This window comes from Candidatus Ozemobacteraceae bacterium (genome assembly GCA_035373905.1).
GTDB lineage: Bacteria > Muiribacteriota > Ozemobacteria > Ozemobacterales > Ozemobacteraceae > MWAR01.
Map to the genome: position 1 here is coordinate 50132 of DAOSOK010000006.1, position 19802 is coordinate 69933.

Consider the following 19802-nt stretch of genomic DNA (forward strand, 5'->3'; position numbering starts at 1 on the left):
GCAGCCTCCTCAGCCCGTTTTCATCATCGCGGTGAGAGCCGCCGCCACACGGTCCGCTCCCCAGCCGTCGATCATGGCGCGCTGTCGCGCGATCATGCCTGCCGTTGCGACCGGTTCGCGTTTCAGGCGGCGAACGGCTTCGACGATCGATTGTACCGGCAGGTCCGAACGGGCGTCAACGACCACGCCCGTGTCGTATCTCGCGACGATGTCCAGCGTCCGTCTCTGGTTCTCGACCCAGACGACCGCGACGCTCGGCCGGCCGATGCAGCAGGTCTCCCACAGCGTCGTTCCGCCGCCCGTCACGGCGACGGCGGCCCCGCCAATAAGGCCGGGAAGCGAGTCCACGTTTCTGACGAGCCTGCGTCGGGCTCCGCCTTGCTCCCATTCGCACAGTCTGTCGACGGGACAGGCAGGCCCGACGGCCGCGACGACCGGAGCTTCACGCGCCTCGCTCGATAAAGATGCAAGTATATCCATGAGCCGATTTTGTACGTCGCCTCCGCCAAGCGTGACGAGAATATGCCCGTCGGCCGGAACGGGCGTTCCGGCGAAAGCCCGAATCTCTGGACGGACCAGCGCATACGTCTCGCCGCAAAGGCAGAGCGGCACGCCCCGTTTCGCATACGGCTCAGGGACTGCGCCCGGATTGGGGTTTATCACGGCATCGACGGGCAGAATGCGATCGGCCAGGTCGTCGATGACGGCAAGGCGGGGTCCGGCGGCCCAAAGCGCGGTGAAATCCTCGGTGGTAAAACCGTAATGGTCGACGACCAGGAGGTCGGCCCGGTGCATCTTCGCCGCCATAGCCGTCTTGAACCCCTGCGCCGATCCGCCATCCGTCGGGACCCAGGGCATGGCCGCGCCGGATATATCGCTCCATATTTTGCCGGGATCCGAGACGGTCAGGAGCGTCGGCTCCCAGCCCAGATCGCGCATCGCAAGAGCAAGCGTGCGGCACCGCATGACATGCCCGAGGCCGATCTCCTCTCCGGCGTCGGCCCGGATCAGCAGTCTGGGCATTTCATATCATCCCAGCGTCAAGGTGCGCTTTTCGGCCTTGACGGCTTTTCTGACCCCTTCGTAGCGGTCCTGGCCGCCGTTGATCGCGACGATCTCGGGATGGGCCTCGAGAAGCCGGAGCATCTCGTAGAGGGAGGGAAGTTCGGTCGCAGGGGGGATAAGCGCCAGAAGAGCCTTCAGAAATTCGTAGTCCTCCGGACGGTCCAGCGTGACCCTGAAACGGGAGGCATCCCTGCCGAACGTAACGTTTCCGAATTTGAAATGATCGCGGTTTTCGCGGATGAACAGGGTCACGTGCTCCCGGTGCGACGGCAGGGTCGCCTCTTCGGCGACGCGCTTCAGGAGTTGCGTCGACAGGGCCTCGACGTCCAGTCCGTGCGGGAAGGTCGGCGGATGCAGGTTCGAAACGTAATCGAACGCACCGGTTTCATGCATCGCGATCACGTCGTCGACGACGCCCGGATCGATCAACGGACAGTCGGCGGTGATGCGCACCACCCGCCGGCAGGGCCATACGGTGACACATTTCGCAAAGCGTTCCAGGACATCCATGGCCGAGCCTCGGAAACAGGGCACCCCGGCAGTTTTGCACCAGGATTCCACCGCATCGTCCTCAGGCTGCGTCGTCGTCGCGACGACGACCCGGGCAATGCGGGAAACGGCGCGGGTACGCCTGACGACGTGGCCGAGAACCGTCATTCCCTGCAGATCGAGCAGGATTTTCCCGGGCAGTCGCGACGAGCCCATTCTCGCCTGGATGACCGCCTGCGTTTCGACCCGATCGTTGCCGCTCATGAAAGCACCTCCCGAACCGCGTACACGACCCGTTCGACGTCCTCGTCGCGAAGGTCAGGATAGCAGGGCAGGGACAGGGTTTGCCGGTAATATGCGAGCGTCTCCGGCAGCTCGCTCACGGGCGTGGTTCCCGCGTAATACGGCATCATCGGAACCGGAACGTAATGGACCTGCGTCCCGATGCCTCGCTCGCGCAGGCGGGTCATCACCCAGGCGCGGCTTCGGCCGATCTGCGTGAAGTCGATGCGGACGATCGCCAGATGATACGCATGGCCGATTCCCGGCTTCACGGGCGGCATGTCCATTCCCTTCAGTCCGGCGAACCCGGCACGGTAGCACTCGACGATCTCGCGCCGCCGGGTGATGCCGGCCTCGAGTCGTTTCAACTGGGATGATCCGAGCGCCGCCTGGATATCGGTGAGTCGGTAGTTGAAGCCCAGCTCCTGCATCTCGTAATACCAGGGATTCGGCTTGCCGTTCTCGTCGAAGGCCTCATCGCGAGTGACGAACGCAGCAGGCTCCTTTCTGATGCCATGGGTTCTCAGAAGTCGCAACCGGTCGGCGATCTGGTCCGAAAACGTCGTGATCATGCCGCCCTCGCCGGTCGTGATGTGCTTCACCGGGTGGAAACTCCAGGCGACGGCGTCCGGTTCGGGATATTCGCCTACCCGCCAGACCTTTCCGGCCGAGTCGCTCCACGAACCGCCAAGCGAGTGGCAGGCGTCGTGTATCCATATCAGATCATATTTTTTCTTCAACCCGGCGAAGGCTTCCATGTCGCAGGGGTGGCCGGCCAGGTCGACCGTCACGATCGCCCGGAAGGGCCGTCCCTCGTCTGAGGCTTTTTTCAGGGCCGTTTCCGCCGAGGCGGGCGACAGGGTGAGTGTTTCGGCGTCAATATCGGCGAACGCGACGTCCCCGCCGGCGTATCTGATGCAGTTCGCGCTCGCGACGAACGTGACGGGCGCGACGAGCGCGCGATCCCCGGGGACGATTTTCGTCGCGAGGGCGGCCAGGTGCAGCGCCGCGGTGCCGTTGGAACAGGCGACCGCGTGGCGCGCTCCCGTCAGGGCGCAGAAATCCTCTTCGAACCGGGGAATGGCCGGTCCCTGCGTCAGGAAGTCCGACTTCAGAGTTTCAATAACAGCCTGTATATCATCCTCGGTGATCGACTGCCGGCCGTAGGAGAGAAACCGCGGGCTCATGGAAGCAGCCCCTCGCTCCGGAGGAGTTTCCGAAGGTCGTCGATGCCGAGCCAGCGATCGTTCGTGTTGCTGGCGTATTCGAAGCCCTCCGCGACCGGCTTGGCATCCTTCGGCTGCTTGATCTCCCAGAAATGGAATTCGGGCAACTTGATGAACCGTTCTTCGGTTTCGTAGAGATTTCTCGTGTCATCATGCGAGATCATCAACTCATGCAGTTTTTCACCGGGTCGAATACCGATGACCTTCCGGGGACACCCGGGTGCGATCGCCTCGGCAAGGTCGGGAATCTTCATGCTCGGAATCTTCGGTATGTACAATTCGCCGCCCGACATCATCTCGAACGAGTCGACGACGAACTGCACCGCCTGCGTGAGGGTGATCCAGAACCGGGTCATCCGTTCGTCGGTGATCGGGATCTCCGCCTTCTTCGCGGCGAGTTCCCGAAAGAACGGAACGACGCTGCCCCGGCTTCCGACGACGTTTCCATATCGCACGACCGCGAACCGGGTGTTTCGCGTGCTGCCGACGTAGGCGTTCGCGGCGACGAACAGCTTGTCGGAGCACAGCTTGGTCGCGCCGTACAGGTTGACCGGGTTGCAGGCCTTGTCGGTGCTGAGGGCGATGACCCTGCGCACGCCCGTTTCGAGCGCGGCGCTGATGACGTTCTGCGCTCCCATGATATTCGTCTGGACGGCTTCGAACGGGTTGTATTCGGCGGCTGGCACCTGTTTGAGAGCCGCGGCATGCACGACGTAATCCACGCCGGAAAACGCGCGGTTCAGGCGATCGCGGTCCCGCACGTCGCCGATGAAAAATCGGAGTTTCGGCGAGTTGAACTTCCGCTCCATCTCGTACTGTTTGAACTCGTCGCGCGAGTAGACGATCACCTTGCGCGGCTGAAGATGGTCGAGCGCATACCGGATGAAGGCGTGGCCGAACGAACCCGTTCCGCCTGTCACAAGCAGGGTCTTGCCCTTCTGCATCTTTCGTTCCTCCGATCGGTTTTCAGGCAAGCCGACGCCTGAAGGCCCAGGCGTGGGCGACGATCACGTCGAGATCCGCATACTCCGGAACCCAGCCAAGAGCCCGTCTCGCGAGACTCGCGTCTCCCACGAGGACCGGCGGGTCACCCGCGCGTCTGGCACCGATGACGGCGGGGATGTTCAGGCCCGTCACGCGCTCGGCGACCCGGATGACCTCGCGGATCGAGTATCCCTTCCCGTTGCCCAGGTTGAACGCGTTCGCGGTCCCGCCGTTCCGGAGGTAGTCGAGAGCCCGCAGATGCGCGTCGGCGAGATCGTCGACATGAATGTAGTCTCTGATACATGTTCCATCCGGCGTCTCGTAATCGTCGCCGAACACCGTCACCTGAGGCCGCTTTCCGCGGGCCGCGTCGAGAACGAGCGGAATGAGGTGCGTCTCGGGCTCGTGCCGTTCGCCGATTTCGGCCTCGGGATCGCCGCCGGCGGCGTTGAAATACCGCAGCGTCACGAACCTCAGCCCGTGGGCGGCCGCGAAATCGCTCATCATGCGCTCCATCATCATTTTCGAGGCGCCGTACGGGTTGATCGGCAGCTGCTCGTGCGTCTCGGGAATCGGGATCGTCCGCGGCACGCCGTAGGTCGCGCAGGTCGAGCTGAAAACCAGGTCTTTCACGCCGGCGTCGCGCATCGCCTCGAGAAGGTTCAGGCTTCCGACCACGTTGTTCCGGTAGTATTTTCCCGGATCCGTGACCGATTCGCCGACGAGCGAAAACGCGGCGAAATGGATCACGGCCGACGGGGCAAATTCCCTGAGTGCCCGGTCGATCGCGGGCCTGTCGGCCAGGTCACCGCGGACGAACGGGCCCCAGCGGACGTTTTCCTCGTACCCGGTGACGAGGCTGTCGAACACGATCGGCGCGAACCCGCGCCGTTTCAGAAGTTTGCATGTATGCGAGCCGATATATCCGGCCCCGCCCACGACAAGAACCCGTTTTTCGGCCGTCTGTCCTTCCATGGTTCCCGTCTCAGCGCTTGACCGGGCAGTTCTGCTGGCAGCTGCCCATGTCGATGACGCTGTTGTCGCCGATGTTGATCCGCTGGGACAGCCCCGTCAGCTCGACCGAGTCACCCACCAGCGAGTTCTCGAGCATGACGTTCCGAAGCACCGAGTTCGCGTTGATGACGGAGTCTTTTATTATAGAATCCTCTATTTTACATCCGCCGGCGATCGAAACGTGAGGCCCGATCACCGAGTGATGCACCTGCGCCGTCGGGTCGATCGCGACCGGCGGAATGATGACGCAGCCCTCGACGCAGTAATGACTCCGGGTCGAGTTTTCCAGCAGATACCGGTTCGTCGCAAGCAGGGTTTCGGGCTTGCCGCAGTCGAGCCACTCATCGATCTCGGGCGCGCCGAGCTTCATGCCGTCCGCAATCATCAGCTTGAAGACCTCGGGAAGATAGTATTCACCCTTCACCGTCAGCCTGCGCTCGATCGCCGTGCGCAGGTATTTCATCAGGGCCATCCCGTCCTTCAGGTAATACAAGCCGACCTGGGCAAGCCTGCTGACGGGGGTGTCGGGCTTTTCGACCATGTCGACGATCACGCCGTCCTTCATGACGTTGACACCGAACCGTTTGTAATCCTCGACCTCTTTCGAGTAGATGAGGCCGTCGAGGCCGTCGCAGAGGCGCGGAATGCGCGTGAGGTCCGTCACGAACAGGGTGTCGTTGAATACCACGAGGACTTCGTCGCCGGCCTTGATGCGAGGCTCGGCGAGCCAGACGGCATGCGCCGGCCCCAGCCGCTCGTTCTGGACGATGAACGACACGTTCACTTTCGGATAATTCTTTCGCACGAACTCCTCGATGATGTCGCCGTTCTCGTCGGTGATGAAGATGACCTCGTCGACCTTGATCCGGCCGAGATTCGCCATCACGTGTTCGAGCACGGTCTTTCCGGCCACGCGGACCATCGATTTCGGCTTGGTGTGAGTATGCGGCCGAAGCCTCGTTCCCTTCCCGGCAACCGGCAGAATGACTTTCATCACGGCCTCCCGATCGATCTGTATTCGAAGCCGAGCGTCTTCATCCGCGCCGGCTCGTAGATGTTGCGTCCGTCGATGATGACGGGCTTTTTCAGCAGCGTGCGCATCCGCTCGAAGTCCGGGCGCCGGAACTCGTTCCACTCGGTGACGACGACCAGCGCATCGGCCCCCTCGAGGGCGTCGTAGCTCCGCTTCACGTAGGTGATGCGGTCGCCGAAGGTTTTGCGCGCCTCGTCCATCGCCTCGGGATCGTAGACGCGAACGGCCGCGCCCGCGGCGAGCAGGCTCTCGATCAGCACGATGGCAGGGGCCTCGCGCATGTCGTCGGTGTTCGGCTTGAACGCGAGACCCCACACCGCGACCGTCCGGCCTTTGATCTGCCCGTCCAGGGCCTCCCGCAGCTTCGCGAACAGCACCTCTTTCTGGCGCTTGTTCACCGCCTCGACCGCCTCGAGAATCTCGAGCTTGTAGGAGTTCGCGTTGCCGGTCCGCACGAGCGCCTGCACATCCTTCGGGAAGCAGCTGCCGCCGTAGCCGGCGCCGGGGAAGATGAACGAGTAGCCGATGCGCGAGTCGGAACCGATGCCGCGCCGCACGTTGTCGATGTTGGCGCCGACCTTCTCGCACAGGTTCGCGATGTCGTTCATGAACGAGATCTTCGTCGCCAGCATCGCGTTGGCGGCGTATTTCGTCATCTCCGCCGAGCGGACGTCCATGATCAGGATGGGCTTTTCCGTCCTGACGAACGGGGCGTACAGCTCCTTCATCAATTCCGCCGTGCGGGGATCGTCACAGCCGACGACAACGCGATCGGGCTTCATGAAATCGTCGATCGCGTTCCCTTCCTTCAGGAACTCGGGGTTGCTCACCACGTCGAACGGCACGTTCTCGCCGCGCCGCGCCAGCTCCTCCGAAATGACCTTCCGGACCAGGTCGCCGGTTCCGACCGGCACCGTCGACTTGTCGACGATGATCTTGAAACTCTTCATGTGGCGCCCGATGTCGCGGGCGGCATTGAGAACGTAGGTGAGGTCCGCCGAGCCGTCCTCGCCAGGAGGTGTACCAACAGCTATAAAAAGCATCAGAGAAGCCTCGACGGCCTCCTCGATCTTCGTCGTGAAATGCAACCGCTCTTCGGCCATGTTCCGTTTGACGAGCTCGTCGAGACCGGGCTCGTAGATCGGGATCTCCCCGCGGTTCAGCCGCTCGACCTTTTCCGCGTTGATGTCGACGCAGATGACGTCGTTTCCCGACTCCGCAAAGCAGGTTCCCGTGACGAGGCCAACATAGCCGGTGCCGATCATGCCGATCTTCATGGTTTCGAGGTTCCCTTCGATGAATGAGCTGTTGAATACTTCCTTCGAGAGTGCCATAATACTACAAACGTCACAGATGATAAAAACACTCGATCGCTACATTTTCAGCCAGCTCGTCGGGCCGTTCCTGTTCGGCTTTTTCATGTTCGTGGTCGTGATCGCCATCGATCCGCTGATGTCGGCGCTCCAGAACATCGTGAACGAGAACGTTCCGGCGACGACCGTCATCCGGTGGTTCCTCTACCGCATGCCCCAGGACATGATGTTCACCTTCCCCATGTCCGTGCTGCTCTCGAGCCTGCTCGTGTTCGGCCGCATGTCGAAAGACTCGGAAACCACCGCGATGCGGGCCGGCGGCATCAACTTCTACCGCATCATGGTGCCGGTCATCGTGTTCGCTTTGACCATCACGGGCATCAGCATCGCCTTCAACGAGCTCGTCGTGCCGTATTCGAACCGGCGCGCCAACGAGATCCGCCGCGGCGAGATCATGCGACTGGTCGATCCCGAAGCGACCGAGAACTCGATCATGCGCGCGTCCGACGGCGGCTTCGTCTACGCCCGAAAAGTGTTCGAAGCCGCGGGAACGATGGAAAAGGTTCTCGTCGAGTATTACGACGCCGGCGTGCTCGTCAGGCGGCTCTCCGCGACGAGCGCTCGCTGGCTCGGCACCCATTGGCTGCTGAACGGGGTCGTCGACCAGCGGTACCGCGACGGCCGCCCCGCCTCGACGACGACGATTCTCGAGATGCCCGTGACCGGCATCAGGGAAACGCCCGCCGATTTCGCGCGGCAGAGCAAGCGCCCCAACGAGATGAGCTACAGCGAGCTCAGCAAGCGCATCGAGACGTATGAACGGACCCAGTTCATGGAAACGACGGAGCTGAAAGTCGATCTCGCGATGAAGACCTCGCTGCCGTTCGCGAGCTTCTTCTTCGCGATCATCGGCGCCAGCTTCGGCCTGACGAGTTACCGCAGCGGCGCGTTCATCGGTTTCGGCGTGGCGATCATGATCATCTTCATTTACTACGTGCTGATGAGCATCTCGACCGCCCTCGGCAAATCCGGGGTGCTTCCGGTCATGCTTTCGGCCTGGATGCAGAACATCATCTTCGCCGTCGTCGGGTCGTATCTCGTTTCCAAGATCAATGCCTGATCCGCGCGCGCCCTCCGGCAGCCATCTCCCGCAGATGCCGTTTTCACGCCTTCCTGTCTTGCTTCTGCTGTTCCTGACGATCGCGTCCGTCTGCCGGGCGGCTTGGCCGACGGATATCCAACTGATCGTCACGGGGAATCTCGCCGGCAACATCGCGGCCCTGTCGGAAGATGGGAAGATCACGCCGGCCGGGTGCTGGAGCGTGCCGGAACTGATCCGGAAACTCCGCCTCGAGCGCCACGCATCGTCTCTCGTCATCGGCGTCGGCAACGATGCGGATTTCCGCTCGCCCCTGTCGATCGCCGGCGGAGGGTCGGTCGAGCGCGACTGGGCGAACGGCGCCGGAATCGACGTTCTCGCCCTCGGACCGTCCGATCTCGCCGCCTGCGGAACCGCGCGGTCCATTCCCGGCGACCTGCTCAGGCGCATCTGGACGAACGTCTCGACGGCCCACGGCGACCAGGTGTTTCCCGGCTGGAAGCGAACGCGGATTTCGAATCGGAGCATCACGATTGCATCGCTCATTAGCCGCTCCCGCCTTGCCGACGTCCCCCTGTCCCGCTGGAGGCAACTGGTTGTCGAGCCGCCCCTCCATGCGCTGCACCGCATGCGGGCCCAGGCCCCCGATTCCGACCTGAAGATACTCGTCTGCCATCTCGATGACGGCGATTTCGCTGACCTTGCCGGGGCCGCCCGTGCCGACGAACTGCTGCTCCGGGTTTCTCCCGAAGCAGGCACGCTCGAACGGCCGGCCGGCTTCGAAAAGCCGCCGGCGGGCCCCGAAACGCATATCGTCGGGAACGGCAGTCGCTCGTTGCTCGTCATCCGCAGGTATTCGGCCGAAAGCGGTCGAACCGACGTCGAGGTGCGGCGTCTTCCTCTCGGGAAGATGCGAACGGCGGGCATCTCCGCCGTCCTGTCATCAGCGGCTTCGACGCTGCATCGCCCTCTCCGCGTCATCACCACCCGCGAGTGCTCCGATCCGCCCCCCTACGCACCGCGCGCGGAAGCCCACGCCGGGATCGTTCGGCGGGTCATGAGGGCCGACATCGCACTCGTCGCCGATGCAGACGGAGCATCCTGGTTCCGCGACCGCGTCGTCACTCCGTTGTCGGTCGTTTCCGCCTTCAACAACAAGAGGCTCCGCCTGTACAACCTCCCCGGTTCCGCCGTTCGTCAGTTGTTTTTCAGGCTTCTGCATGGTAGCTTTCCAAGAGGAATCGGCTCCGACGGGATCGCTCTCTCCCTTTCCTCGGGCATGCCGAAGAACCTCGTCATCAACGGCCACCCCCTCGATGAACGAACGGTGTACAAGGTTGCCGTTTCCGAAGATCTGTTCGACGATCCATCCGTTGTATCCATTCTGGGAGGAAACGATATTTCCGAAAACCGAGGTATGACGCTCTGGGACGCCTGGATCGGCGAACTTCCGCAACTTCCCCGCCCCTTCGAACTCGTACGATGACAAGGACGCACGATGACTCACACGACCCTGTTGAAACCCGCTCCGCCGGCGGTTCTTGCATATATCCTGCTGATCATGTTTTCCACGCCTGTCGCAGGGGCTGACGTCGCCGTGCCGAATTCCTCCGCCCCTTCCGTCCTCGCGGCGTCCGCGTCCGTTCCGACGGCCACCTGCTCCGAACGGCTCGCGAGCTGGACGCCGGATCCCGCCGTGACGGCCGAACTCGCCTCTTCCCCACAGCTGCTGAAACAGAAACTGGAAGAAGCGATGCGGGCCGTGGTGAAAGACCCGAAACTGCTCGACATCCGGATCGTGGAATATTCGCCCGAGTATACGAGCCGGGGTCGGCTCAAACAGGTAATCGTCAACACCGAGGGCGGAGAGGTCGACGGGTTGATCCTCCACCGGGCGTCGTTCAATTTCGACGACGTCCAGCTCGACACGACCAAGCTGCTTCGCGAAGCGAAGATCGACACGATCGCGGTCTGCAACATCGACATGGACGTGCTCATCCTCGAATCCGACATGAACGCCTACCTGGGCGAAAAAGCGCGCAAAATCAAGGTCGACAACCCGCGAGTCGAGCTTGCGACCGGCCAGCTCATCCTCTCGGGATCGACAAAATACTCGCTTGTCAAAGTGAACTTCTGGGCCACCGGCAACTTCGAAGTGCGCGATTCCCAGCAGATCTGGTTCCACGCGAAAAAGATGAAACTCAACAGCATGAGCATGCCGCGCGCGTTCATCGGGACCATCATCAAGCGGATCAACCCAGTGCTAAATCTGGAAAAGTTCCCCTTCCGTTTGAATCTGAAGGAAATACGCATCGAGAAGGGCGCACTTCATTTCATCAGCACCCGCAAGGGCGAGTGAGGAAGCCGCAGGGACCGCGTGCGGCATGAAGCTGTGCCTGAGAGGAGGCCCGTCATGCCGGCATACCAGCATCGCGTCACCCATGGATTGACCGTTTTTCTTCTCGCCCTCGTCTGTATCGCCGCGCTGTCTCTCGCCGGCCATGCCGACGTCGAGCGGATCGCGCCCCCGCAGCGCGGAATCACCGTCGAGGTCATCGGCGACGAGCGCGGAACGCTGTCCCTGGTCTCCACCGGCGGCGGCTGGTGGGAACGCAGCCGCCCGCCGTCGTATGTCGTCGAAGCCATGCGCGGCGAGCGCTATCGCCTGCGCGTCCGCAACGATTCCGGACGACGGGTCGGCCTGGTCATCGCCGTCGACGGCCGGAACATCATCACCGGCGACCGGTCGTATCTGCGGCCGTCGGAAGGAATGTACATCCTCAACCCCTGGTCGGAAGGCGAGTTTTCCGGCTGGCGAACCTCGACCCGGAGCGTTGCCCGGTTTTATTTCACCGACGAACAGGATTCCTACGCCGGCAGGTGGGGCGACACCTCCCAGTTGGGCTGCATCAACGTCGCCGTTTTCGACGAGCGGCGTCCGATCTTCTATGAAGAACGGCTCTCGATGAAGGATGGCGGCGTGGCACCGTCCCCCCGTGCCTCGTCAAAGATAGCTCCGGACCGGATGCGTGAATCGTCCGAAGCCGGAACGGGCTACGGCGAGCGCGAGTATTCCCCCGTGGAGACCACCACCTTCGACCCGGAGACATTCGCCCGGGAGCGAATTTCCATCCGCTACGAGTGGCCTGAGAGGCTTCGCCGCTATACCGACCCTCCCGAGTACGACAACTCGCGGCATTTTTCGCCGCCGCCGCCCCGCCGGTGACCTCCGATGAGGACCCGCTCGCGATGGCTCTTTCTGCTCCCGGCGCTTTCCCTGCTATTGCTGAATGCGTCTGGCGTCGGCCTTTGGGCGGCTTCACGCCTTCCCGGGCCGCTGTCTCTGGAGCGGTTTCTCGAATCGGCGATGCTGCAGACGCGGCTCACCCTGTTCTACGATCCGTCCTACGTCAAGCTTCCCTACCCCAGCGGCGACGTTCCGATCGAGCGGGGAGTCTGCACCGATGTGATCGTCAGGGCGTTCCGGGCCGTCGGCGTCGATCTCCAGAAACTCGTCCACGAGGACATGAAGCGGCACTTTCGCCTCTATCCGAAGCGCTGGGGCCTGACCAGGCCCGATCCCAACATCGATCACCGGCGGGTTCCGAACCTGGAAACCTTTTTTTCGCGTCACGGCATGAAGATCGCCGATCTTTCGCCGGCCTCCTTCCGCAAGGGTGATCTGGTCGTCTGGAACCTCCCCGGCGGGCTTCCGCACATCGGCATCGTCGCCACCGACCCCGCGACCGGTTCGCCGCGGCCCCTCTGCATTCACAACGTCGGTGCCGGCACGCGGCTCGAGGATGTTCTCGTCGAATGGCCCATCACGGCTCATTATCGCTGCGACTTCAAATAAATGCGTCCATATATTGCACCACATATCATGAATGTTCTTTCCGGAATGCGGTTTTCCGTACTTGCCAACGAAAACCGTTTCTGATAAACGGATAGAGACGGACGGCGTCGCCGTCCGGTTCCAACATCTCATCGCATGCATTTCGGGAGGGAATATGAAGAAATCGTTGTCGCTGGCCCTGGTGGCCATCATGGTTCTTGGCTTCTGCGTCGCCGCCACGGCCGCCGATGATCTGAAGGGCCGCATGGAAGAACTGCGCGCGATTCGCGCCCAGATCTGGTCGCTCGTTTCCAAGCCGATGCCCACGGCCGAAGATCGCGCCCAGCTCGAATCCCTCAAGCAGGAATACGAGGCGAAACGCTGGTCCGCCGCCGCTCCCGTCGCCGCTCAGAAAGAGCCCTCGCCCGCCGTCGAAGGCGACAAGGCTCCCGCCTGCGCGACCTGCCCCTCCGCCGGCATGCCCTGCCGGCCGGCCGGTGATGAGACGAAATGCGTCTGCTCGTGCGGCTGCCCCTGCTGCAAGGACGGCGTTTGCTCTGCCGACAAGCCCTGCTGCGAAACCTGCTGCTGCAAGGCCGGCTCGCCCTGCGCCAGGATGGAAATGCGCGGTTCCTGCAAGGAATGCCCCAAGGCCGAAATGAAGAAGTGCGAGAAATGCAGGAATTCCTGCAAAAAGCACGGCCGGAAGCACGGGAAGAAGCATGGGAAGAAGCACGGCTGCAAGAAGGGCGAAACCAGGAAGAGCGAATGCGCCGGTTCCGCCTGCACCCCCGACGCGGGCAAGTAATCAGCGTTTTCAAGCCTGAACGCAAACCGCGGGGCCGTCGGCCCCGCGGTTTGTTACATTCACCCGCTATTCGACCTGGTCGAAATGCGCGTTCACCTTCGCAGCCATGATGAAATCGTTCTCGTGCAGTCCCTTGATCTTCGCCGTCCTGAAGACGACGATGCAGAATCCCCAGCCGATGGTGATGACGGGATGGTGGCCTTCTCTCTCGGCTAGCTCGCCCGTTTTCACGGCGAACGACATGGCTTTGATGAAGTTTTTGAAGGGAAATCGCCGGTGAATGGAGAGGCCGTCTTCCGACAGCTGCCACCCCGGCGTCTGTGCAAGAAATGCCTGCGCGGCGTCGCGCGACAGAGGCTCAACCCCGCCCTGGCAGGGAACGCAGTTTTTTTCCGTCAGTCCCATTTCCGACTCCTTCTCCCGATCCCTGGTGTTAGACGCTCATCATGCGATCCAGAGCCTCGCGGGCAGGCTCGCGGATCGTATCGGCAACCCGCACGACATTCAGTTCCCCCGGCCGGCTCAGCACCCATGCCATGTCCTGAAGGCTGTTCCGAAACATGTTCGGACACCGCGAGAGGGCCAGCGGCTTCACCGTGAGGTGCGGGTACTGTTTCGCCAGGCGCTCCACGAGACTGATTTCGGTTCCGATCACGAATGAATCGCCGGGCGCGGCGGCCGCAACCCGTTTGATGATCCATGAGGTCGATCCGGCGCCGTCCGACGTTTCAACGACGTCGCGTTCGCACTCGAGGTGCACCAGCACCTTCGAGCCGGGCAGATCGCGCCGGGCCGCGGCAACCTGTTCCGCCGTGAAGCGGGTGTGAACGTGGCAGTGGCCATTCCAAAGAAGGACTCTCGCCTTTTTCAGGCCGTCTGCCGTGTTGTCGCCCAGCGGCTGATAGGGCTTCCAGAGAAGGATTTCTTCGTCTTTCATCCCCGCCGATCGCGCGACGTTGCCGCCGAGATTCCGGTCGGGCAGGAAGAAGAGCCTCGGACGGCGTTTCAACGCCCATTCGACGATGCGCGCGGCGTTCGAGGAAGTACAGACCGTGCCTCCATGACGCCCGCAAAACGCCTTGATCTCGGCGCTGGAGTTCACGTAGGTAACCGGAATCACCTCGTTTTCCACGTCCATCACGCCCGACAGCTGTTGCCAGGCATCCTCCACTTCGCCGATGGAGGCCATATCGGCCATGGGACAACCGGCATCGGCATCGGGCAGAATGACCGTCTGCGAGGGAGCCGTAAGAATGTCGGCGGTCTCGGCCATGAAATGGACGCCGGCAAAGAGGATCAGCCGGGCCGTCGTTGCGGCCGCGGCGCGAGCCAGTTCGAGCGAGTCTCCACGATGGTCGGAAAGTTCGACCACGCCGTCGCTCTGATAATGATGTCCGAGAATGAGCAGATCGGAACCGAGCTCCCGCCTGCACGACCGAATGCGTTCGGCAGCCTCGGCATCCGACATCACTCGGAAATCTTCTGGAAGTTCCTGCATCTCGCACCGCCGCATGATGATTCCATAAGAGCCTCTCACCATACCCCAAGGATCCCGGGCGGTCAATGAGCTCTATTCCCGATGATACCAGTCCTGACACCGGCGGCAAGGCGATCCCTCGGACAGGCTCAGTTCGAGATGCTCGCGCCGGAAGCGGCGCCATGCGTCCCCGCTCCAAGCCTCTTCAAAGGATTTCATGGATCCGAGATTTCCCCATCCATGGGCCCCCTCGATATCGAACGGACAACGTGCGATCGATCCATCCTGGAGAATATATATCCCGAGAAGGGCATGGAGGCATGGTCTCCGGTTCAGGGGCTCGTAGCGTACCATTCCGGCATACTCTACGCACCCCAGGAACTCGGCGGCGCCGAGAATCTGGTACCACTGCACTTTCTGCGGCGGCGCATCCGTCGGCCACACGAAGAAGTTTTTTCGGAAAACCGGGGTACAGACCCGTTTCCAGTAACTGATGAACGGCCCGGCCGCCGCCTCGTTCTCCCGGTGTTTCAGAAAGGAAACGCCGATTTCCGGTCTGCGGCCCGGCGCTTCGGCCTTTCTGGCCGCCTCGGCCGCGAGGAATCGTTCGACCGCTTCCCACGAGCAGCCAGGTCGCATGGCGTGGAACTGTTCAGCGTCGAGCGCATCGACGCTGATTCTGACCAGATCGACGTGTTCCCAGGGAAACGCGTCGTGCAGACCGGCGTTCAGCGACGTGTGGATGGTGACATGTCGGTCCTTCACGCGTTCGACCATGGCACCCAGGCCGGGATTTGCGAGCGGCTCGCCCATACCGGAAAACACCCACCTCAGCCCCTCGACATGGTGTATTTTACTCGTTATCGTTTCGAATGTTTCCGGCGACATGAGTCCATGCGGCCGACGAAGATGCGGCTGGGGACAATGCAGACAGGAACCGGCGCAGACGCTCGACGGCTCCACCCAGGCGGTGAGCGGTCCCTGATCGAGATAGACCTCTTCCCAACCGGATGTCGAAATCCAGTCGAGATACTCGAAGCCGGGGGTCGCAAAAGCGTCGCCGCCGCGCGCGTCGAGGGTCCGTGAAACCCGTTCGCAGGTGAGGCGGAGATCGGCCGGGAGTCGCGGTCTGTTCCGAGGGGCGTGATACTCGCCGATCCTGAAGGGATACAGCGGCTCCCTCAATGCCCACGCCAGGCCGCCCCGCGTCGCCATGATGTCGGGATGGCTCGCCTGGAGGCCCGCCACGAGGGTCCCCTCGAGAATCGCCCAGCCGCCCCCCGAGATTCGGTCTTCGGCAAACGTGACGTCGAAGCCTTCCCTCGCATGCAGGCGCAGACTCTCGACGATGCCGCGGCGGTCCGCCAGCAGATTCTCGAGAGGGATGAGAACAAGCCTGTCCCAGCGGCGTTTCGCCGCCGTTGTCGCAATGGGCGTCCCCGCCCATGTATCCGTTCCGATGTCGCTTTCGAGCTGCCAGCGCTCCTGCGAGGCCGACCACGGCTTCCCCTTCAGACCGGACGAGTCATATCGCTCGACGCCGGCGCGAAGAGCGACAGCCTGCTCAGCGAGCGGCTCCATCTCGACCCCGGACGGGGCCAGCAGCACGATCTCGTCGATTCCCGGGATGTTCCCGAGGCGCCCCGTCAAGATTTCAAGCGGGGTCCCGCGCGAACCGATCCGCCGATCCAGCCGCCAGACCGGCCGGTATCGCGGTTTCAGATCATCGACGAACAGGATCAGGCCGGTCCGCACATTCGCTTCACTTTCTATATTGAATATTATTCATGAGCGCCGGGACAAGCCCGGGAAAGCCGGTTTTTTCCAACACCGACTTTCCCGTCATGCATCGTTCCATTGCGTGCTCGCGTAGATCGCCCAAGGCTTCCTCAGGCATACAGGTCGAGGACGCCCCCCTTGCCTTCCGCTTCGGCAGCGGAAACCTTGTTCGACGCGGCCGCACCGATCAGTTTCTTGACCATGTCGATCGACTGTTCCTGCTGTTCCTCCAGCATTTTCATGACCTCGGCAAGCTGGGACCCGCCACCTACTCCACCCACACTGGACATACGCCCCACCCCCTTTCGCCGGGCTTCAGACGGCTACGTTCAGCCGCGGTCTGGGCGGCTGTTGCGGCGTGGTCGGATTCTTGGCGTTGAGTTTCATCGCCTCCGCCCACGTGTTCCGAAGGTCTTCGATCAGAGGCTTCACCTGCCTCATGGGCTCCGGATTCTTCTTGAGATTGCTGTCCGTCAGTTTTTCGAGAAAAAACAGGTACAACCGTTCCAGGTTGGTCGCGATCTCTCCGCCCTTTTCCTTGTCGAGCGAGGTCATCAACTCGGTGATGATGGCCTGCACCCGCAGCAGGGAGTTGCTGATCTGCTCGTTGTTTTTCGCCAGGAATGCGTCTTCCGCCTGGGCAATGAAGCGAAGGGCCCCGTCGTACAGCATCAGGATCAGCGCTTCGGGCGAAGCGGTGTCGATCTGTGTCTTGCGATAGGAGTCCTGTTGGACGTTCTGCATCATCAGGGCGTTACCGGCCTTTCCTGGACTGCATCCCGAGCGGGCGCCGCAAGCGAATGGATCGCCGCTTCCATCAGGGGATACTGGTACTCGTGAAACTTCGTCACCGACTCGAGGAAAAGCCCGATCTCCTCGATCCAGGCGAGCGTTTTCGCCGTTTCATCGGCTCTCAACCGCTTGAGTTCGAGCGCATGCCGGTTGACGAACCTGGTCTGGTGAACGGCATACCAGCCATACACCGTCATGTCATCGAGAAGATGGTCGTGCAGTTCGAGCAGCTCGCGGTATTGGACGAGCGCGGGGCCGGTCAGGGCGGACGGCTGCGCATCGCGGGAAGCCGCTCCGGCAAGTTTCCTGCAGAGGGCGGCAGCTCGGCGGACGTCGTCCTGCTGCTGCCGCAGAACCTTCATCAGCTCTTCGAGGCGGGCGATCATGCCGGGAACATCGGCCCGCACCGGCTTTTCGACGACCTCCCGCATGATCCCGGCAATCGGGGCGCCCTTGTCCGCATACGTTTTCACGACGTCCGCCATCGTCATGCAGGTCACGTGCCGGGTCACCACGCCGCCCTCGGTGGCGTTGACGACTTTCGCGGCGGTCTGCCGGAACTGGTCCTCGAACCAGGCGCGATACATGTGCATATTCTGGTCCGTGTACAGGACCGAACCGTCGGACATCGCGATCCGGTGTGTACCGCGGGTCTGGATATACTCGACCGTCTCGTGTTCGAGCGACGTCAGAGGATGCACCCGGTCGTAAAAGACGTCGTCGGAATACGAACCTCGGGCGTAGAGTTTGCCGTCCTGGAATGACAGGTCGAGCCCGACGAAGACGATGGGGTCGCAGCCGCAGCTTCGCGCGAGATCGAACGCGGTCGTCGCGATCGAGCCCCAGCAGACGACCTTGCCGGTCGGCTCGCGAAACGGCTCGATCAGCGTCTGCAGGCCGCCGCCGAACGTCATGGCCATCTTCGGTCCCCGGAACTGCTCGATGATGTCGGGATGCGTCATCGGCTCGACGGCGAGAACGACGCCGGTTTCGTTCTCGACCCCGACGAAGTCGAGCGAATTCAGGTAACTCGGGTCTGCGGCCAATACAATATGAGGACGTATATTTCGTGCAACGAGTTGCCGGAACGACGTGTCAACGGCGATCACGAGGAACCGGTCGCGGATGTCGGCGAGCAGAGCGGCGTTCTTCTCGAGCGACGGGCCGGCGGCGACGATCACGGCGGGCACCCCGGCGAACCGCCCGAACATCCGCCCTACGCCCGGCAGCGTCAGGGCTGCACGGAGATTGGCGAACGAGTTCGAATGAAACTCGTTCCCCGTGTGCATCAGCGTGACCAGGTTGCCCTTGGACCGGTTCGCGAGATACAGCACCTTTTCCTTGAGACGTTCGAAATACCCGTGAAAACGCGACAGCGACGGCGGATGTTCGACGACGGCCAGCGCATCGAGGTTGACCCAGTCGAGCCCCATCGCCCACCGATCGCCGAACTCGTCCGGCGTCATCCCGACGCACCACTCGATTCGCGGATCGTTCAATGCGGGCCGCATGTCGCGGCTTGCCAGGGCTCGCAGAAAGACCTGCGGATCGGGTTCGACGACGTACACCTGGCGCTCGAACCCCGGCCGGGCGAGCTTCTCCAGGACGACGTCGACCAGGTATCCCAGGCCGGCGCCCAGGATCATGACGTTCGTATGCTGCGGCTGAAGCACGGAATCCGCCTGGCGGGCGGCTTCCGCGAGGGGGTCGTAGCGGCTGTGATAGGAAAAGGTCTTTCCGCCGGTCGCGATGGTCAGCGTTGGAAGCCCCGTGCGGGCCGGTTCCACCCGGTAAGAGGCATCGGAGGCAGCATCGGCATGCTGTTGCGCCATCGCAACGAGATGCGGGTGGCGTACCAGCGCCTGCAGATTTGCCTTCAGGAACGGCGATTCCATCATGCTCCTTCTCCGCCCGCGGTCAGGGCCGGCAGGGTCTACTCGGTCTCACCGGGCTCGCTCTTCCCGGGCATCAGACTCTTCAGCTCGTCGAACAGTTCGCGCGCCTGGGCGGTGATCGGGGGAATCTCGTATTCGAGAATGTCCGCCAACCCCACCCAGTCGTTGTTTTCATGCGCTTTCTGCAATGCGGTCATCTGGGCCGCGAGCTGCTCCATCAACTGCGAGCGGCTCGACTCGATCGATCGTTCGCTCATCTCGGGGGCAAATCCGACGGCCAGGTTTTTCAAAATCGAGGAAAGCCACTCGAGACCGTCCAGCGTTTCGAGCTGTCGCTCCATGGCTTCCTTGATCTTTCCGATCCGGAGATCCGATGCGACGCTCAGGGCGCGCTCGTCGATGAAATCGAAGACGTCGGGACCTTCTTCGAGCGCCATTTCCAGCAGATCGCGCGCCGTCGCGGTCAGGATTTCCACCGTCTGGTACTCGACGATCTTGTGCGCCGAGAGAACATCCGCCTGATCGGCGGACAACCGCGTATCGTCGGCAACCACTTCCATGACCGCCGCCCCGCTGTCTTTCAGCTCGGCCGATATCAGTTCGACCAGGTCCGCTAACGTCACCTCCGGCGTGATGCCGTCGATCGTGATCGGTTCACCGTTCAGCAGAATATTCACTCGGGCTGCTCCTGGCTGCCTCGCCCGGCAGCAT

General features: G+C 62.4%; 20 protein-coding genes. 6 read left to right on the forward strand and 14 right to left on the reverse strand.

Features of this window, described 5'->3' with window-relative positions:
* Positions 1–9: 9 nt before the first annotated feature.
* From pseG to PLU72_04180, 7 genes are read right to left on the reverse strand one after another with little or no spacing between them, the layout of a single operon-like run.
* Positions 10–1023, reverse strand: coding sequence for a UDP-2,4-diacetamido-2,4,6-trideoxy-beta-L-altropyranose hydrolase (gene pseG, locus PLU72_04150; GenBank protein ID HOT27359.1), 1014 nt, complete (start codon positions 1021–1023; stop codon positions 10–12).
* Positions 1024–1029: 6 nt separating this feature from the next.
* Positions 1030–1818 (reverse strand): glycosyltransferase family protein, encoded by a 789-nt coding sequence (locus PLU72_04155; GenBank protein HOT27360.1) that lies wholly within the window; start codon positions 1816–1818, stop codon positions 1030–1032.
* On the reverse strand, positions 1815–3023 hold the full coding sequence (gene pseC / locus PLU72_04160; protein HOT27361.1) for a UDP-4-amino-4,6-dideoxy-N-acetyl-beta-L-altrosamine transaminase: 1209 nt from the start codon (positions 3021–3023) through the stop codon (positions 1815–1817). The genes PLU72_04155 and pseC overlap by 4 nt, the downstream gene beginning before the upstream one ends.
* Positions 3020–4006, reverse strand: a complete 987-nt coding sequence (gene pseB, locus PLU72_04165; GenBank protein ID HOT27362.1) for a UDP-N-acetylglucosamine 4,6-dehydratase (inverting) — start codon at positions 4004–4006, stop codon at positions 3020–3022. Before pseB ends, pseC begins: the two co-directional genes overlap by 4 nt.
* 22 nt (positions 4007–4028) lie before the next feature.
* Complete coding sequence (gene galE, locus PLU72_04170) at positions 4029–5021, reverse strand: UDP-glucose 4-epimerase GalE (GenBank protein ID HOT27363.1); 993 nt, start codon at positions 5019–5021, stop codon at positions 4029–4031.
* A 10-nt stretch (positions 5022–5031) separates the two neighbouring features.
* Positions 5032–6054, reverse strand: coding sequence for a sugar phosphate nucleotidyltransferase (locus PLU72_04175; protein HOT27364.1), 1023 nt, complete (start codon positions 6052–6054; stop codon positions 5032–5034).
* Positions 6054–7370 (reverse strand): UDP-glucose/GDP-mannose dehydrogenase family protein, encoded by a 1317-nt coding sequence (locus PLU72_04180; protein ID HOT27365.1) that lies wholly within the window; start codon positions 7368–7370, stop codon positions 6054–6056. The genes PLU72_04175 and PLU72_04180 overlap by 1 nt, the downstream gene beginning before the upstream one ends.
* Before the next feature lie 76 nt (positions 7371–7446).
* Between PLU72_04180 and PLU72_04185 the strand changes: the two genes are divergently transcribed.
* The 6 genes from PLU72_04185 to PLU72_04210 all read left to right on the forward strand — a co-directional run bounded on the left by PLU72_04185 (position 7447) and on the right by PLU72_04210 (position 13148).
* Positions 7447–8526 (forward strand): LptF/LptG family permease, encoded by a 1080-nt coding sequence (locus PLU72_04185; protein ID HOT27366.1) that lies wholly within the window; start codon positions 7447–7449, stop codon positions 8524–8526.
* On the forward strand, positions 8519–9991 hold the full coding sequence (locus PLU72_04190; protein ID HOT27367.1) for a hypothetical protein: 1473 nt from the start codon (positions 8519–8521) through the stop codon (positions 9989–9991). Before PLU72_04185 ends, PLU72_04190 begins: the two co-directional genes overlap by 8 nt.
* 12 nt (positions 9992–10003) lie before the next feature.
* Positions 10004–10864, forward strand: coding sequence for a DUF2993 domain-containing protein (locus PLU72_04195; GenBank protein HOT27368.1), 861 nt, complete (start codon positions 10004–10006; stop codon positions 10862–10864).
* Positions 10865–10918: 54 nt separating this feature from the next.
* The gene (locus PLU72_04200) at positions 10919–11731 is read left to right on the forward strand and encodes a hypothetical protein (GenBank protein ID HOT27369.1); all 813 of its coding nucleotides are present in this window, start codon (positions 10919–10921) and stop codon (positions 11729–11731) included.
* A 6-nt stretch (positions 11732–11737) separates the two neighbouring features.
* A complete protein-coding gene (locus PLU72_04205; protein ID HOT27370.1) occupies positions 11738–12361 on the forward strand; it encodes a DUF1287 domain-containing protein in 624 nt (207 codons plus the stop codon).
* A 154-nt stretch (positions 12362–12515) separates the two neighbouring features.
* Positions 12516–13148, forward strand: coding sequence for a hypothetical protein (locus tag PLU72_04210; GenBank protein HOT27371.1), 633 nt, complete (start codon positions 12516–12518; stop codon positions 13146–13148).
* Positions 13149–13214: 66 nt separating this feature from the next.
* Here PLU72_04210 and PLU72_04215 read toward each other — a convergent pair whose 3' ends face one another.
* The 7 genes from PLU72_04215 to PLU72_04245 all read right to left on the reverse strand — a co-directional run bounded on the left by PLU72_04215 (position 13215) and on the right by PLU72_04245 (position 19768).
* Positions 13215–13553 carry a 4a-hydroxytetrahydrobiopterin dehydratase gene (locus PLU72_04215; protein HOT27372.1) on the reverse strand — a complete coding sequence of 113 codons (339 nt, stop codon included), beginning with the start codon at positions 13551–13553 and terminating at the stop codon, positions 13215–13217.
* 28 nt (positions 13554–13581) lie between these two features.
* Complete coding sequence (gene nadA, locus PLU72_04220; GenBank protein ID HOT27373.1) at positions 13582–14646, reverse strand: quinolinate synthase NadA; 1065 nt, start codon at positions 14644–14646, stop codon at positions 13582–13584.
* A 72-nt stretch (positions 14647–14718) separates the two neighbouring features.
* The gene (locus PLU72_04225) at positions 14719–16380 is read right to left on the reverse strand and encodes a radical SAM protein (protein ID HOT27374.1); all 1662 of its coding nucleotides are present in this window, start codon (positions 16378–16380) and stop codon (positions 14719–14721) included.
* A gap of 134 nt (positions 16381–16514) precedes the next feature.
* Positions 16515–16694, reverse strand: a complete 180-nt coding sequence (locus tag PLU72_04230; protein ID HOT27375.1) for a hypothetical protein — start codon at positions 16692–16694, stop codon at positions 16515–16517.
* Between the two features lie 25 nt (positions 16695–16719).
* Positions 16720–17151 (reverse strand): flagellar export chaperone FliS, encoded by a 432-nt coding sequence (gene fliS / locus PLU72_04235; GenBank protein HOT27376.1) that lies wholly within the window; start codon positions 17149–17151, stop codon positions 16720–16722.
* A complete protein-coding gene (locus PLU72_04240; GenBank protein ID HOT27377.1) occupies positions 17151–19094 on the reverse strand; it encodes a DUF115 domain-containing protein in 1944 nt (647 codons plus the stop codon). The genes fliS and PLU72_04240 overlap by 1 nt, the downstream gene beginning before the upstream one ends.
* A gap of 35 nt (positions 19095–19129) precedes the next feature.
* Positions 19130–19768: a hypothetical protein gene (locus PLU72_04245; GenBank protein HOT27378.1), complete on the reverse strand. Its 639-nt coding sequence runs from the start codon at positions 19766–19768 to the stop codon at positions 19130–19132.
* Positions 19769–19802: the final 34 nt, after the last annotated feature.